Source organism: Stenotrophomonas sp. PD6 (assembly GCF_049199305.1).
GTDB lineage: Bacteria > Pseudomonadota > Gammaproteobacteria > Xanthomonadales > Xanthomonadaceae > Stenotrophomonas.
The window spans coordinates 80,737-92,969 of the sequence record NZ_JBLZQD010000017.1 but is presented as its reverse complement, the minus strand read 5'-3'; the positions used below and the strand labels follow the sequence as shown (position 1 = coordinate 92,969).

At 66.9% G+C, this 12,233-nt stretch carries 13 protein-coding genes, 1 tRNA gene and 1 other RNA gene; 5 read left to right on the top strand and 10 right to left on the bottom strand.

The window, feature by feature from the left end; genetic code table 11:
• Positions 1-494: 494 nt before the first annotated feature.
• Positions 495-728: a hypothetical protein gene (locus ACOZHM_RS18340; protein WP_421570731.1), complete on the bottom strand. Its 234-nt coding sequence runs from the start codon at positions 726-728 to the stop codon at positions 495-497.
• A gap of 274 nt (positions 729-1,002) precedes the next feature.
• The gene (locus ACOZHM_RS18335; RefSeq protein ID WP_421570730.1) at positions 1,003-1,320 is read right to left on the bottom strand and encodes a DMT family transporter; all 318 of its coding nucleotides are present in this window, start codon (positions 1,318-1,320) and stop codon (positions 1,003-1,005) included.
• Positions 1,321-1,593: 273 nt separating this feature from the next.
• Here ACOZHM_RS18335 and ffs point away from each other — a divergent pair.
• Positions 1,594-1,690: signal recognition particle sRNA small type (gene ffs, locus ACOZHM_RS18330), an RNA gene on the top strand.
• A 100-nt stretch (positions 1,691-1,790) separates the two neighbouring features.
• Here the strand turns inward: ffs and ACOZHM_RS18325 are convergent.
• Both ACOZHM_RS18325 and ACOZHM_RS18320 read right to left on the bottom strand, forming a co-directional pair.
• Positions 1,791-2,549, bottom strand: coding sequence for an MBL fold metallo-hydrolase (locus ACOZHM_RS18325; RefSeq protein WP_421570729.1), 759 nt, complete (start codon positions 2,547-2,549; stop codon positions 1,791-1,793).
• On the bottom strand, positions 2,549-3,298 hold the full coding sequence (locus ACOZHM_RS18320) for a 3-deoxy-D-manno-octulosonic acid kinase (protein ID WP_421570728.1): 750 nt from the start codon (positions 3,296-3,298) through the stop codon (positions 2,549-2,551). The genes ACOZHM_RS18325 and ACOZHM_RS18320 overlap by 1 nt, the downstream gene beginning before the upstream one ends.
• A 21-nt stretch (positions 3,299-3,319) precedes the next feature.
• Between ACOZHM_RS18320 and ACOZHM_RS18315 the strand changes: the two genes are divergently transcribed.
• A complete protein-coding gene (locus ACOZHM_RS18315) occupies positions 3,320-4,372 on the top strand; it encodes a glycosyltransferase family 9 protein (protein ID WP_421570727.1) in 1,053 nt (350 codons plus the stop codon).
• Here ACOZHM_RS18315 and ACOZHM_RS18310 read toward each other — a convergent pair.
• Complete coding sequence (locus ACOZHM_RS18310) at positions 4,354-4,758, bottom strand: DUF6165 family protein (protein WP_421570726.1); 405 nt, start codon at positions 4,756-4,758, stop codon at positions 4,354-4,356. The two genes, ACOZHM_RS18315 and ACOZHM_RS18310, sit on opposite strands and share 19 nt — an antisense overlap.
• Positions 4,759-4,993: 235 nt before the next feature.
• Positions 4,994-5,084: transfer RNA gene (locus ACOZHM_RS18305), tRNA-Ser, on the bottom strand.
• 169 nt (positions 5,085-5,253) lie between these two features.
• Between ACOZHM_RS18305 and ACOZHM_RS18300 the strand changes: the two genes are divergently transcribed.
• Positions 5,254-5,958, top strand: a complete 705-nt coding sequence (locus tag ACOZHM_RS18300) for a PP2C family protein-serine/threonine phosphatase (RefSeq protein ID WP_421570725.1) — start codon at positions 5,254-5,256, stop codon at positions 5,956-5,958.
• Positions 5,959-6,006: 48 nt separating this feature from the next.
• Here the strand turns inward: ACOZHM_RS18300 and dnaQ are convergent, their stop codons facing one another.
• Genes dnaQ through ACOZHM_RS18285 form a run of 3 tightly spaced genes read right to left on the bottom strand, consistent with a single transcriptional unit; the run spans position 6,007 to position 7,846 of the window.
• Positions 6,007-6,732, bottom strand: coding sequence for a DNA polymerase III subunit epsilon (gene dnaQ / locus ACOZHM_RS18295; RefSeq protein WP_421570724.1), 726 nt, complete (start codon positions 6,730-6,732; stop codon positions 6,007-6,009).
• Between the two features lie 4 nt (positions 6,733-6,736).
• On the bottom strand, positions 6,737-7,189 hold the full coding sequence (gene rnhA / locus ACOZHM_RS18290) for a ribonuclease HI (RefSeq protein WP_421570723.1): 453 nt from the start codon (positions 7,187-7,189) through the stop codon (positions 6,737-6,739).
• Positions 7,190-7,201: 12 nt separating this feature from the next.
• The gene (locus tag ACOZHM_RS18285) at positions 7,202-7,846 is read right to left on the bottom strand and encodes a methyltransferase domain-containing protein (protein WP_421570722.1); all 645 of its coding nucleotides are present in this window, start codon (positions 7,844-7,846) and stop codon (positions 7,202-7,204) included.
• 11 nt (positions 7,847-7,857) lie between these two features.
• On the opposite strand from ACOZHM_RS18285, the gene gloB reads away from it, so the two are divergent.
• Positions 7,858-8,625, top strand: a complete 768-nt coding sequence (gene gloB, locus ACOZHM_RS18280) for a hydroxyacylglutathione hydrolase (RefSeq protein ID WP_421570721.1) — start codon at positions 7,858-7,860, stop codon at positions 8,623-8,625.
• Complete coding sequence (locus ACOZHM_RS18275; protein ID WP_421570720.1) at positions 8,622-9,824, top strand: transglycosylase SLT domain-containing protein; 1,203 nt, start codon at positions 8,622-8,624, stop codon at positions 9,822-9,824. The genes gloB and ACOZHM_RS18275 overlap by 4 nt, the downstream gene beginning before the upstream one ends.
• 351 nt (positions 9,825-10,175) lie before the next feature.
• Here ACOZHM_RS18275 and ACOZHM_RS18270 read toward each other — a convergent pair whose 3' ends face one another.
• Positions 10,176-12,149: a peptidyl-prolyl cis-trans isomerase gene (locus ACOZHM_RS18270; protein WP_421570719.1), complete on the bottom strand. Its 1,974-nt coding sequence runs from the start codon at positions 12,147-12,149 to the stop codon at positions 10,176-10,178.
• Between the last annotated feature and the right edge of the window lie 84 nt (positions 12,150-12,233).

Here is a 12,233-nt window from a genome sequence, read left to right as displayed (position 1 = left end):
GCCTTCGGGCGGCCTTTTTGCGTTTGTCTGGCGGAGAGAGGGGGACGAGAAGCACCGGACGGGGGTTCGACGGATTAGCCCGGAGCGAATCCGGACAGACGAACGTCTGGCCCTTCCGCGCATGCGCGGAAGGGCTGGGCCCATGGATGGGCCCAGCAATCCCCGGCAATGAATCGGCCACCATGGCGCCACATCCGACCAACCCGCCGGAAAAACAACGCCGCCCGAAGGGCGACCCTGTTGGGTAGAGCCACGCCATGCGTGGCTGCCCCACCCCACTCCCACAAATGAACAGCTACCCACCCGCCTCGCGGTTCCACCGTAAACCGCGACCGGCATTGCAATTCCACATATTGCAGGAGGCCCAACGAGGGGCTAGCATGACCACGCAATCAATGCCGCCGGCCGTTTCTGTTATCCGGGGATTGATTGCACTGCATCTGCCGCCGGCCGTTCCTGTTATCCGGGGAGATGCGCAGTGAACAAAGCCCCGATCAGGGGCTTTGTTGCTTTTTGGGCCGGATCAAGTCCCCCTTGGGGATAACCGAGTACACCTCCGCCCTTGGCTTGCGGGCTTGCAGCTCAAGAATCGCCCTGTCGAGGACCTTGTTGCCATAACCATCATCGCGGTCAATCGCGCTGACCACGGCGGTCATATGTCTGTGGGTCTCGATGGTGGATGTACTGGCGAGGGCGGCTTCCAACTGGCGCACCAGATCGCACGGCATGTAACCATCCTTGCGAACACGGCTGTCGTAGTGGAATGAGCCTGGGCGCATTTTGGTAGAGCGGCATCGCCCTTCCCTGGGTCGTAAAGATCCGATGCTGCAGGGAAGCAGGCCGGCAGGCCATTCGATCTGTGCGATGCCAATCGGGTGGCGGAACATCGTCGGCCTATCGCAGAACATACGCCCAGGCGCCGACGCGGCTTCCGTCTGCGGTAGAGCCACGCCATGCGTGGCTGCTCTCCGCCCGGCACCGCGGAGACACGCATGGCGTGTCCTACGCGCTCGACACCTTCATCAACACCAGTCCACTCACGATCAGCACCGCCGCCGCGATGCGCATCGCGTTGACCTGCTCGCCAAGGAACACGATGCCGATGATGAACGCGCCGACCGCGCCGATGCCGGTCCAGATCGTATACGCCGTGCCCAACGGCAGGCTGCGCATCGCCAGGGCGAGCAGCCAGAAGCTGCCGATCATGCCGACCAAGGTGATGAGCGAGGGGGTGAGCTTGCTGAACCCGTCGGACTGCTTCATGGCGAACGCCCAGACGATTTCGAGTACACCGGCTGCCAACAGATAGATCCAGGCCATACGGCCTCCTTTGATGGGGCCAGGTCGTCCTGGTCATTGATGCCCGATGCGGGGGAGGCCGTTCCTCCAGATGTGGGGGAATTCTAGCGACTGGGCGTTCGGGGCGCGTGAGCTGCGGCGCTTGGGGATACGGGGGATTCAGGTGTACGTGGGACACGCATGGCGTGTCGCTACGATGATCGCTTTGGCTGGCGCTGCGCGGTGCGCTTGGGATAGAATGCGTGGCTGCACTGCGGGACCCGTTCCTGCCTGCATCCAGTCTCTATGGTGGCCCCGTCGGCCCCTCGCGACGCTAGGTCGAAAATCCCGCCAGGGCCGGAAGGCAGCAACGGTATCGATCGACGCGGGCGCCGAGGTCAGCCGGCGGGGCCGCCACCTTTTTGGGCGGTCCAATTGCAGCCGTCTAACAGACGGCTCTACCCTGCCGCGCGGACACCCGCCTATGCCGCGCAGCCACCCATGGGGTGGCTCTACGGGGGGGTTACCTTTGGGGCCGTCGGGGCCGACAGGACGACACGCTCGCCCGGCATCGCCACGCGGTGGCCGCGCTGGCGCAGCGCTTCGCCGTCTGCTTCGCTGGCGTAGTGGTAGAGCATCATCCGCGCCTGCAGTTCCGCGCTGTACTCACGCTCAAGATCCTCCACGCCGGTGTGCGACGGATTGCCGTGCAGGCCGCAGTCGTGCGCGATCAGTTCGTTGTCGGCCGCATAACGCGCCAGCATTTCCGGCACCGGCCGGGTGTCGCCGCTCCACACCAGCGCGCCCTGCAGGCGCAGGCCGTACGCGGTTTCCGGCCAGTGGTGGCGCACCGGAAAGACCTCCAGGCGCACACCGTCGTGCCAGAAGGCCTCGCCCACGACGATCAGCTGGAAGGCGTCCCAGAAGTTCGCCCCGCCCTCGGCCAGCACGTTCGGGTAGTCGGCGACGCGCCTGTGCAGCAGCGGCACCACGGTGGCCGGCACGTACAGGCGAATGCGCCCGCGCCGCTCGGGAGAAAAATAGGCATCCACGAACAGCCGCTCGAAGCCGGCCACGTGATCCAGGTGCACATGGGTGACGAACACGGCGTCCGGCGCGCGGCCGTATTGGGCCAGATAGGCAGTGAGGCCTTCGCCGCCGCAGTCGATGGTCAGCCACGGCTGGCCGCCGCGCTCGATCACCGCCATCGGCGAGCCCAACTGCACGGCCGACGCATTGCCGACCCCCATGAAGCGCAGCGCCCAGTCCATTAGTAGCCCCGGTTCCAGGCCAGGTCATAGGCCCGGCGCAGGCGCGCGAAATCCTTCTCCACCTCGTCATGGCTGCGCTCGCCACGCAGCTTGACCAGCGAACGGTGCAGGCGCTTGAGGTTGCGCTCGCGCCAGGCGGTGGCCGGAATGCGCTGCACACCGCGGTCGAAATCGATCAGCCAGCCATGCCCGTTGGGGTCGAACAGGATGTTGTGGGCATTGAGGTCGGCATGGTCCAGGCCTGCGCGATGGAAACGCGCGATGAGCCGGCCGGTCTCTTCCCAGGGAGCGCCCCGCCCGGCCACCAGCGCGCGGTCGGCCAGCGAGCGCACGCCTTCCAGGCGCTCCATCAGGATCGCGGTGCGATAGCGCAGGCCGTCGCGCATGTAGAACGCGGCGATCGGCTGCGGCACCGGCAGCTTCAGCGCGCGCAGGGCGCGCATGAGGCGGAATTCGGCGAAGCTGCGCGTGCGATTGGCGCCGCGCCACAGGTACTGGTCATGGCTGAACCTGGCCGCCATGCCACCGCGCAGGTACTGGCGCAGCACGCATTGGCCGAACGGGGCGTCGACGAACCAGGCGCCGCCGCGGCCGCCATCGCCGACCGGCCGGGCCCTGTCGCCCCAGTGGGCAGGCGAGAACAGGCTCATCTCGGCTTGCCGCAGCCGTTCGCGGTCGAACAGAATGGCGCCTATACCGCGTCCATCGCGGCAGGGCGTCAGCGCTTCAGTGGCGTCAAATGCGACCATTCCTTCGAGTCTAACAACACCATGGCACCAACGTCCTCTTCCTTGTGTCTTTTGCGTTTGTCGGCGCTGGGCGACGTGACCCATGTGGTGCCCCTGGTGCGCACCCTGCAGCGGGCACGCCCGGGTACCGAACTGCACTGGATCATCGACAAGGCCGGGCACAAGCTGCTCGATGGCCTGCCGGGCGTGGTGTTCCATGCCTACGACAAGAAGACCGGGCTGGCGGGCATGCGTGCGCTGCGCGCCGAATTGCCGCCGGGTCGTTTCGAGGCCCTGCTGCAGATGCAGGTGGCGTTCCGCGCGAACGTGCTGTCGGCGTTCGTGCCCGCGCAGCGCCGCATCGGCTATGACAAGGCCCGCTCGAAGGACCTGCATGGCCTCTTTATCAACGAGCGCATCCCCGACCGCCCCGGCATCCATGTGCTGGATGCGATCGGCAGCTTCGGCGAGCCGCTGGGCATTGCACAGACCGAGGTGAGCTGGGACCTGGCGGTGCCGCCGGCGGCTGTGGAATGGGCGCAGGCGCAGTGGCAGGACGATGGCCGCCCGGTGCTGATGATCTCCCCCTGCTCCAGCCACGTGCGCCGCAACTGGTATGCCGACCGCTATGCGGCGGTGGCCAACCATGCCGTCTCGCGCGGCTGGCGGGTGGTGCTGTGCGGGGGCCGCAGCGAGCTGGAGCGCGGCATGGCCGATGCGATCCAGGCGCAGTTGGAGGTGCCGGCGCTGGACCTGGTGGGCAAGGACACGCTCAAGCAGCTGCCGTCCCTGCTGGCCCGTGCGGCGCTGGTGATGACGCCCGATTCGGGCCCGATGCACATCGCCAACGCGATGGGCGCCAAGGTGCTGGGCCTGCATGCGGCGAGCAACCCGCACCGCAGCGGCCCTTACTCGGACCGTCGCTACTGCGTGGACCGCTATGACGATGCGGCGCGGAAGTTCCTGGGCAAGCCGGCCAGCGAACTCAAGTGGGGCGCCAAGATCGAGTTCGACGACGTGATGCAGCTGATCACCGTGGAAGACGGCGTTGCCGCCTTCGAACGGTATGTGGCCGATCAGCCGCGACCGGCGTAATCCTTGTACGACTTCTCTTCAACGTACACAGACCCCAGCGCCAGGTTGATGTCCTTCTTGATGCGGGCGCGCTGGTCGTTCTTCTGATAGACGCTGCGGGCCAGGGCGATGAAGTCCTCATCGAAGGCATTGGCCTTGTCCTGCAGGCGGATGTTGTCTTCGATGTCCCAGAGCTGTTCGTTGATGTCCTTGAGCTCGGCGCGCAGCTTGGCGATGTCCTTGACCCCGGCCGGATGCGCCATCCAGGTCTTCTCCAGCGCGCTCAGCTCGGCGTGGATGTTGGCCAGCTTGGCCGCGTCGCTGATGCGCTCGGACTTGATCTGCAGGATGGAGATCTTGTCCAGCAGTTCGCCGAAGGACACGGGAACGAGGATTTCTGCGGTCATGGGGGGGGCATTCCGTCTTGAATGGGGACCAGTTTAGCGAACGCAGCGCAGCGCAGCGTCAGCCCCATCATCGTTCGCACAACCCAACGGAGGAAGAAGCCCCTCTGTTGAGGGGCTGCCCCGAAGGGGCGGGGAGAGGAAGCAACGCGGGGCAACGGCGCAAAGCGCCGTTGCAATCCCCCCTCTCCGCCAGACACGCAAAAAGGCCACCCATTGGGTGGCCTTTTCGCGTATCTGGCGGAGAGGGGGGGATTCGAACCCCCGAGGCGCTATAAACGCCTGCCTGATTTCGAGTCAGGTACATTCAACCGCTCTGCCACCTCTCCAGATGGTCCCCGGCGAACCGGGGAGCGAATAATACGGTCAGGAGACGCAGACGGCAAGCCATTGGACGACATCCGATGAATTTCTTCTGTATGGATGCCTTGCCGGATGTCCGCAGGGCCGCGATCATGCCGTTATCCCTCAGCAATACACTCCCGGCCCGCGCCCGCCATGATCGAATTCGGACACCTCACCCACCCTGGCCTGCGCCGTGACCTCAATGAGGACACCTACTACGGGGACGGCGAGCTTGCGCTGTGGCTGGTGGCGGACGGCATGGGCGGCCATGCCTGTGGCGAAGTGGCCAGCGCGCTGGCGCGCGAGACCATCGTGCGCGAGATCCGCCAGGGCGCCTCGCTGGCCCACGCGATCCGGGTGGCCGACGAGGAAATCATCCGCACCTCGCGCCGCCGCAACGACAGCCTGCCGATGGGCACCACGGTGGTGGCCGCGCGGGTGCAGGGCAACCGCTATGAAGTGGCCTGGGTCGGCGATAGCCGTGCCTACCTGTGGCGCGACGGCAGGCTTGCCCAGCTGAGCCAGGACCATAGCGTGGTGCAGGAAATGGTGGCGCAGGGCAACCTGACCGCCGAACAGGCCCGCGCGCACCCGCACCGCAACGTGGTCACCCAAGCCCTGGGGGTGACCGACCCGGCGCATCTGAACGTGGCGACCACCACGGGCGAGCTGCGCCCGGGCATGCAGCTGTTGCTGTGCAGCGACGGACTGACCGAAGAGGTCGAAGACGCCGGCATTGCCCGCACCCTGGCCTACGACGACGCCAGCGCGCAGGAATGCGTGGACACCCTCGTCGCCGCAGCCCTCGACGGCGGCGGCTCGGACAATATCACCGTCATTCTGGTGCGTTGCCATTAGAAGGATTGCGAGGGCCGGCCAACGGCCGGCGCTACCGAATCGGCGGCGTTATGCCGCCGATTCTTCCACCTTCGGGCCATCCCAGATGGCGTGCCCGGCCTTCTTGCGCAGCTTGGCCAGGCGCGCCTCATGCGCCTCCAGCTCCGAGGCGGTCGCTACGACGCGCGGGCGTGGCAGCAGGCGGGAGGTGTCGAACGCCTGCGCATGGGCGGTACCGGGGCGGGCGTCGTCGGCCGAGCCGAACCCGATCTCCTCCTGCCCGGAGGTCAGCGCGATGTACACATCGCCCAGGATCTGGGCGTCGAGCAGGCCGCCGTGGAGCTGCCGGTGCGCGTTGTCCACGCCCAACCGCTTGCACAGTGCGTCCAGTGAATTGCGCTGACCGGGATAGCGTTCGCGCGCCATCTTCAGCGTATCGATCACGGTGCAGCGGTCGGTGATCTTGCCGTACTGGTCGCCCAGCAACGACAGCTCGTAGTCCAGGAAGCCCAGATCGAATGCGGCGTTGTGGATGATCAGCTCGGCGCCGTCGATGTACGCAAGGAACTCCTCGGCGACCTCAGCGAAGCCGGGCTTGTCGGCCAGGAACTCCAGGGTCAGGCCGGTGACTTCCTGCGCGCCCTGTTCGAACTCGCAATCGGGCTTGAGGTACTGGTGGAAGTTGTTGCCGCTCGGGCGGCGTTCGAGCAGCTCCACGCAGCCGATTTCGACGATGCGGTTGCCCTTCCGCCATTCCAGGCCGGTGGTTTCGGTATCAAGGATGATCTGACGCATGGGCTCAGTGTACCGGGCCGGCGGAACGGATACGGATCGCGGCGTCGCGGGCCAGCGTGTCCACCCGTTCGTTGTCCGGATCGCCCGAATGGCCCTTTACCCAGCGCCAGTCGATGGTGTGCTTGAGGGTGGCCGCCTGCAGCCGCTCCCACAGGTCGCGGTTCTTCACCGGGTCGCCGCCGGCGGTCTTCCAGTTCTTCCGGATCCAGCCCGGCAGCCACTGGGTCAGGCCCTGGCGCACGTACTGGGAATCGGTATACAGCACGATCTCACACGGCTCGGTCAGCGCTTCCAGACCGGAAATGGCCGCCATCAGCTCCATGCGGTTGTTGGTGGTATGCGCCTCACCGCCACTGAGCTCCCGCTCGTGCCCCTTGTAGCGCATCAACGCCGCCCAGCCGCCGGGGCCGGGATTGCCGAGGCAGGAACCGTCGGTGTGGATTTCAATGGTTTTCAATACAACTCCAGATCAGGTCGCCACGGTGCCGTGCCAACGGCGTACCGGCAGTGGCGTGGGGCCCGGCAGGGCCAGGGTGCGTTTTTCGGCAGTAAACAGGCAGGCGGCCCGCAGCGGAGCCAGGCTGCTGCGCTCCGGGTCGCGGTCATGCCACATGGGCCCCAGCCACGCCAGCTCCGAACAGGCCAGGCCGGACTGCTCCAGGGTGTGGCGCAGCCGCTGCGGCGTGCGTACCACCAGCCCATGCCGGCGCCATTGGCGGCGGAACGGGCTGAACGGGTTGAGCGTGGACAGCCACAGGCGGCCGCCAGGCATCAGCACGCGCGCGCATTCGGCAATGAGCTGCTCGGCGTCGCGGGCGGTGACATGCTGCAGCACGATCGCGTTGAGGCTCTCGCTGGGCAACGGCAGGGGCAGCGCGCAGTGGGCGTCGCCGGCATACCCGCCCGGGCGGCGGTACAGCCGCAGTCCCTGCCCCGGCAGCGCCACCGCGTCCACCCAGGCGGGGGTCGGCGCGATCCACAGCCAGGGGGTGAGCGGGTGCGCGGCCAGCAACGGGCCCAGGCGCTGCCGCTCCAGCTCGCACAGGATGCGTGCCGGTTCAGTATCAAACCAGGATGCGACTGACGCTTGACGGGGGCTGGGCGCGGCGGGCATGGTCCAATTCTATGCGACTGACTGCCCTACCCGCATTTGCGGACAACTACATCTGGGCGCTGGTCGACAGCGACGGCCATGCCATTGTGGTCGACCCCGGTGACGCCGCGCCCGTTCTGGCCGCCGCAGCGCAGCAGAACTGGGCTCCCCACACGATTCTGCTCACCCACCACCACGACGACCACATCGGGGGCGTAGCGGCGCTGCAGGCCCGGTATCCGGGGCTGGAGGTGGTGGCGCCGGCCGATCCGCGCATTCCCCACGCCACCCGCCGGATCGGCGAAGGTGAACAGGTTCAGGCATTGGGGCTGGAGATCGACGTAGTATCCGTGCCCGGACACACCCGGTCGCACGTCGCGTTTCACACCGCTGAACATGTATTCAGCGGAGATTCGCTGTTCAGCCTGGGCTGTGGACGCATGTTCGAAGGTACGCCACCCCAGCTTCTGGCTTCCCTGCAGAAACTGGCGTCCCTGCCACCGCACCTGCTGTTGTGCTGTGGCCATGAGTACACCGTGTCAAATGCCGTCTTCGCGCGGCATGTCGACCCCGCCAACGCCGCGCTCGCGCGACGCCAAGAGGAGGCCCTGGCCATGCGCCGCGATGAACGCCCCACGCTGCCCGTGTCACTGGCCAGCGAGCTGGAATGCAATCCGTTCCTGCGAACCCATACCCCCGAGATCCGTGCTGCGGTCAGCGCACACCTGGGTCGCCCCGTCACCGATGAAGTCGATGTCCTTGCAGGTCTGCGGGGCTGGAAAGACGGATTCCGAACATGAGTCGGCGATGGCTGCCGCTCGCGCTGGGCCTGGCGATCGCCATGGCCGGCAATGCGGGCGCCCAATCGCTGGCGGCAGGCATGTCGCAGAACGTGGCCGGGCTGTCGCAGCTGCCGCTGGACCCCGCCGCGCTGCCGCCCGCCTCGGTGCGCAACGGCCAGGAGATCTTCGCCAGCTTCCGCGATGGCCTGGCCGAGCCCACCTGCAATGCAGAGGCCACCAGCCCGCGCTGGCAGAAGCAGTTCGCACATGCGCCGTCGCGGCTGGCCAACCAGGACGATGACGCGCTGGTGCTGTTCGGCTATGTGGTCGAAGAGCTGCGCGCCGCCAACCTGCCCACCGAATTCGCGCTGATCCCGTTCGTGGAAAGCGGCTACCGGCCCAATGCCCGCAATGGCAGCGGCCCGGCCGGGCTGTGGCAGTTCATTGCCACCACCGCCAAGAACCACCGGGTGCAGATGACCAACGGCTACGACGGCCGCTTGTCGGCGGTGGACTCCACCCAGGCCGCCGTGCGCTACCTCAAGACCCTGCACGGCATGTTCGGCGGCGACTGGCGCCTGGCCACCATGGCCTACAACGCCGGCGAGTATCGGGTGCTGCAGTCGCTGCGCAAGGCCGGCATGAATGCCACGAACGCGCGCCCGGCCGAGCTGCCGGGGCTGTCGCCGATCACCTATGCCTATGTTGAGAAGCTGCATGCCCTGGCGTGCGTGCTGGAAGACGCCGAAACCTCGCCGGGCGTGATGGCCTCGCTGGACCGCACCGTACCGGTGCTCAAGAGCCACACCCTGCCCGCCGGCACCAGCGTGCAGCAGTGGGCCGCACAGCGATCGCTGGACCCGGCGCGCATCGCCCGGCTCAACCCGGCGCTGGCCAGCGGCAAGGGCCGCCCCAGCGGCCAGGTCACCCTGCTGGCCCCGGCCACCCATGCGCCGGTGGACACCACGGCCCTGGTGGCCCAGGCCGACGTCCCGCCGGCCGACACCGCCAGCCCGCGCACGGCCCCCCAGGCGGCCAGCCGCGCGGTAGCCAGCGCAGACCGTCCACGTGCGCGCCGCCACACCGTGCGCGACGGCGAGTCCGCCTGGACGATCGCCAAGCGCTATGGAATGCCGCTGAAGGCCCTGCTCTCCCTGAACAACCTGAGCGGCAGCAGCGTCCTGAAGCCAGGCGCGGTATTGCGCGTAGAAGATTGAGGCACGCCGTTACCGGCGACGCCGCACACGACAAGGCCCGGCAATGCCGGGCCTTGTTGGTTCTGCAGTAGCGGGTGCCGGCATCAGAAGAGCCATTTCGTCGAAGGTCATGCCACAACCGGACGTTGTCAGCTCCCCTGCAGTGGTGCTCTTCCGCGTCCTGCGGCCGCACCACTTGTGCATCCATGCACGTCGTCGATAGGGATGCGACCCTACCAAAAGGCCCGGCAATGCCGGGCCTCTCGTATCAACTCTGGTGGAGAGCCCCCTTTCTGTTAAAGGGGGCGCGCCGAAGGCGCGGGGATTAGGAGGAATGCGCGGGCAAATCGAGGAAATCTTTAATCGGAACGATTAAAGATTGCCCTCCTCGATTTGCACCTTGTAACGCTTGCGCAGCGCCTTGGTCAGCGCCTTGGCATCCTCGTCGCCATGCATCTGGCCGACACCCTGGATGACCTGCTGCTTCTGCTCTTCGGTGAACTTGCTCTGGTCAGGCGGGGTCACCTTGGTCACGGCGTACACCACGTAACGGCCCTGAAGGTCCACCTTGCCATAGCTCGGCTTGCCTTCGGTCGGCGCCTGGGCGGCGAACAACGCGCGGTTGATCTCCGGCGTGGGCACGGGCTGCCCGCGCTGCAGACCCGGCATCGCCTGCACCTGGAGGTTCTCGCTGGCGGCCAGCGCCTGCAGGGTCTGGCCGGCGTTGAGCTTGGCCAGCACTGCGTCGGCGGCCTTGGCCGAAGCCTGGCGGGTGCGGTCGGCACGGATGGCGGCAATCACCTGGTCACGCGCCTTCTCCAACGGCAGCGCCTGCTCGGGGCTGTGGTCGGTGACGCGGATCATCACGTTGTGGTTCGGCGCAATCGTGATCGGATCGCTGACCGTGCCGTCCTGGACCAGGACGTCGGAGAACGCGGCGCGCAGCACCGCCGGGTTGGCGGCAATGCCACTGGCGGTGGCGCGGGTGAACGGGCCAACGGTCTGCACCGGCAGCTTCAACGCGGCCGCGGGGCCTTCCAGCGAGGTCGGGTTCTTGTAGACCTGGTCGACCAGGCGACCGCTGAGGTCACTGAAGGCGTTTTCGCTGTCGGCCTTGAGCTGTTCGGCCGCGAGCTGGTCACGCACGTCTTCGAACGAACGCTCCTGCCCCCCCTTCTGCTCGCGCAGCTGCAGCACGTGGAAGCCGAACTCGGTCTTGACCGGGCCACTGATCTCGCCCGTCTTCATGGCGAACAGCGCGTCTTCGAACGGCTTCACCATCGCGCCGCGTTCGACCCAGCCCAGATCGCCACCGGCGCTCTTGGAGCCGGTGTCATCCGAATTGGCCTTGGCCAACGCGGCGAAGTCGGCGCCCGGCGCCTTGGCTTCGGCGGCAATGCGCGTGGCCTTGGCTTCGGCCGCCTTGAGCGCGGCCGGATCGTTGCCGTCGGCAGCGATCAGGATGTGCGAGGCAAGGCGCGTCTCCGGCGTGGCGAAGCGTGCTTTCTCATCGGCAAAGCGCTTGCGCAGCGTGGCTTCATCGGCCGCGGTGGCCGGCGGCAGGGTCGCGGCGTTGATCTCGACGTATTCCAGCGAAACGGTTTCCGGCTGGCGGAAATCCTTGGCGTGGGTATCGAACCACTGCTTGATCTGCGCGTCGGTGACCTCGGCCGTATCGGCCGGCACGGGCGGCAGTACCGCCAGCTCCGCATCGCGGGTCTCGTACAGCAGGGCCATCAGGCGCTCGGCTTCGGCCTGGGTGATGAAACCCGATGACAACAGCGCGGAGGGGACGACCTGCAGCTGCATGCCCTCGCGGACTTCCGCTTCGAACTGCGCCGGGGTGCGCGGCGGGTTGCCGGTGGCCAGCCGCATGCGGTACTGGTCCTGGCTGAACTTGCCATCGGCGCCGAGGAAGGCGGGAATGGAGGCGATGGTGTCGCGCACCGTGCTGTCACTGATGACGATGCCCGACTGTTCACCCGCCAGGCGCACGACCTGGTCGTCGATCATCTTGTCGAGGACGGCCAACTTGTTCTCGGTGCTTTCGAACGCGCGCGGATCGAAATCTTCGCCCTGCTGTTCGCGGGTCTGCTGGCGCACCTGCTCGAAGCGGGTGCGGAAGTCCTGGACGCTGATCTCGTGGTGCTGCCACAGGAACGACATCGGCCACCACGACGGCGCCGAGCGCCACCAGGTCGGCGGCGCAGCCACCTTGGCTACGTTCTGCGCACCGACGCCACCCAGGTAGCTGGAGTCGATAACGAACAGGAACGGAATCATCAGCAGCCCCAGGATCACGGTAACGATCCAGCCCGAGGTCTTGTCGCGAAGTTTCTGCAGCATGGGAGAAATCAAGGCCTGATTGGCGAATCCCGCAGTGTAGCGTGCTTCGCGCTACACCCCAACCTCCCCCCGCGAAGCGCACAA

Coding starts and splice junctions, on each gene's coding strand:
- ACOZHM_RS18340 (WP_421570731.1), bottom strand. CDS start 728: ATGCCGTGCGATCTGGTGCGCCAGTTGGAAGCCGCCCTCGCCAGTACA.
- ACOZHM_RS18335 (WP_421570730.1), bottom strand. CDS start 1,320: ATGGCCTGGATCTATCTGTTGGCAGCCGGTGTACTCGAAATCGTCTGG.
- ACOZHM_RS18325 (WP_421570729.1), bottom strand. CDS start 2,549: ATGGACTGGGCGCTGCGCTTCATGGGGGTCGGCAATGCGTCGGCCGTG.
- ACOZHM_RS18320 (WP_421570728.1), bottom strand. CDS start 3,298: ATGGTCGCATTTGACGCCACTGAAGCGCTGACGCCCTGCCGCGATGGA.
- ACOZHM_RS18315 (WP_421570727.1), top strand. CDS start 3,320: ATGGCACCAACGTCCTCTTCCTTGTGTCTTTTGCGTTTGTCGGCGCTG.
- ACOZHM_RS18310 (WP_421570726.1), bottom strand. CDS start 4,758: ATGACCGCAGAAATCCTCGTTCCCGTGTCCTTCGGCGAACTGCTGGAC.
- ACOZHM_RS18300 (WP_421570725.1), top strand. CDS start 5,254: ATGATCGAATTCGGACACCTCACCCACCCTGGCCTGCGCCGTGACCTC.
- dnaQ (WP_421570724.1), bottom strand. CDS start 6,732: ATGCGTCAGATCATCCTTGATACCGAAACCACCGGCCTGGAATGGCGG.
- ACOZHM_RS18285 (WP_421570722.1), bottom strand. CDS start 7,846: ATGCCCGCCGCGCCCAGCCCCCGTCAAGCGTCAGTCGCATCCTGGTTT.
- gloB (WP_421570721.1), top strand. CDS start 7,858: ATGCGACTGACTGCCCTACCCGCATTTGCGGACAACTACATCTGGGCG.
- ACOZHM_RS18275 (WP_421570720.1), top strand. CDS start 8,622: ATGAGTCGGCGATGGCTGCCGCTCGCGCTGGGCCTGGCGATCGCCATG.
- ACOZHM_RS18270 (WP_421570719.1), bottom strand. CDS start 12,149: ATGCTGCAGAAACTTCGCGACAAGACCTCGGGCTGGATCGTTACCGTG.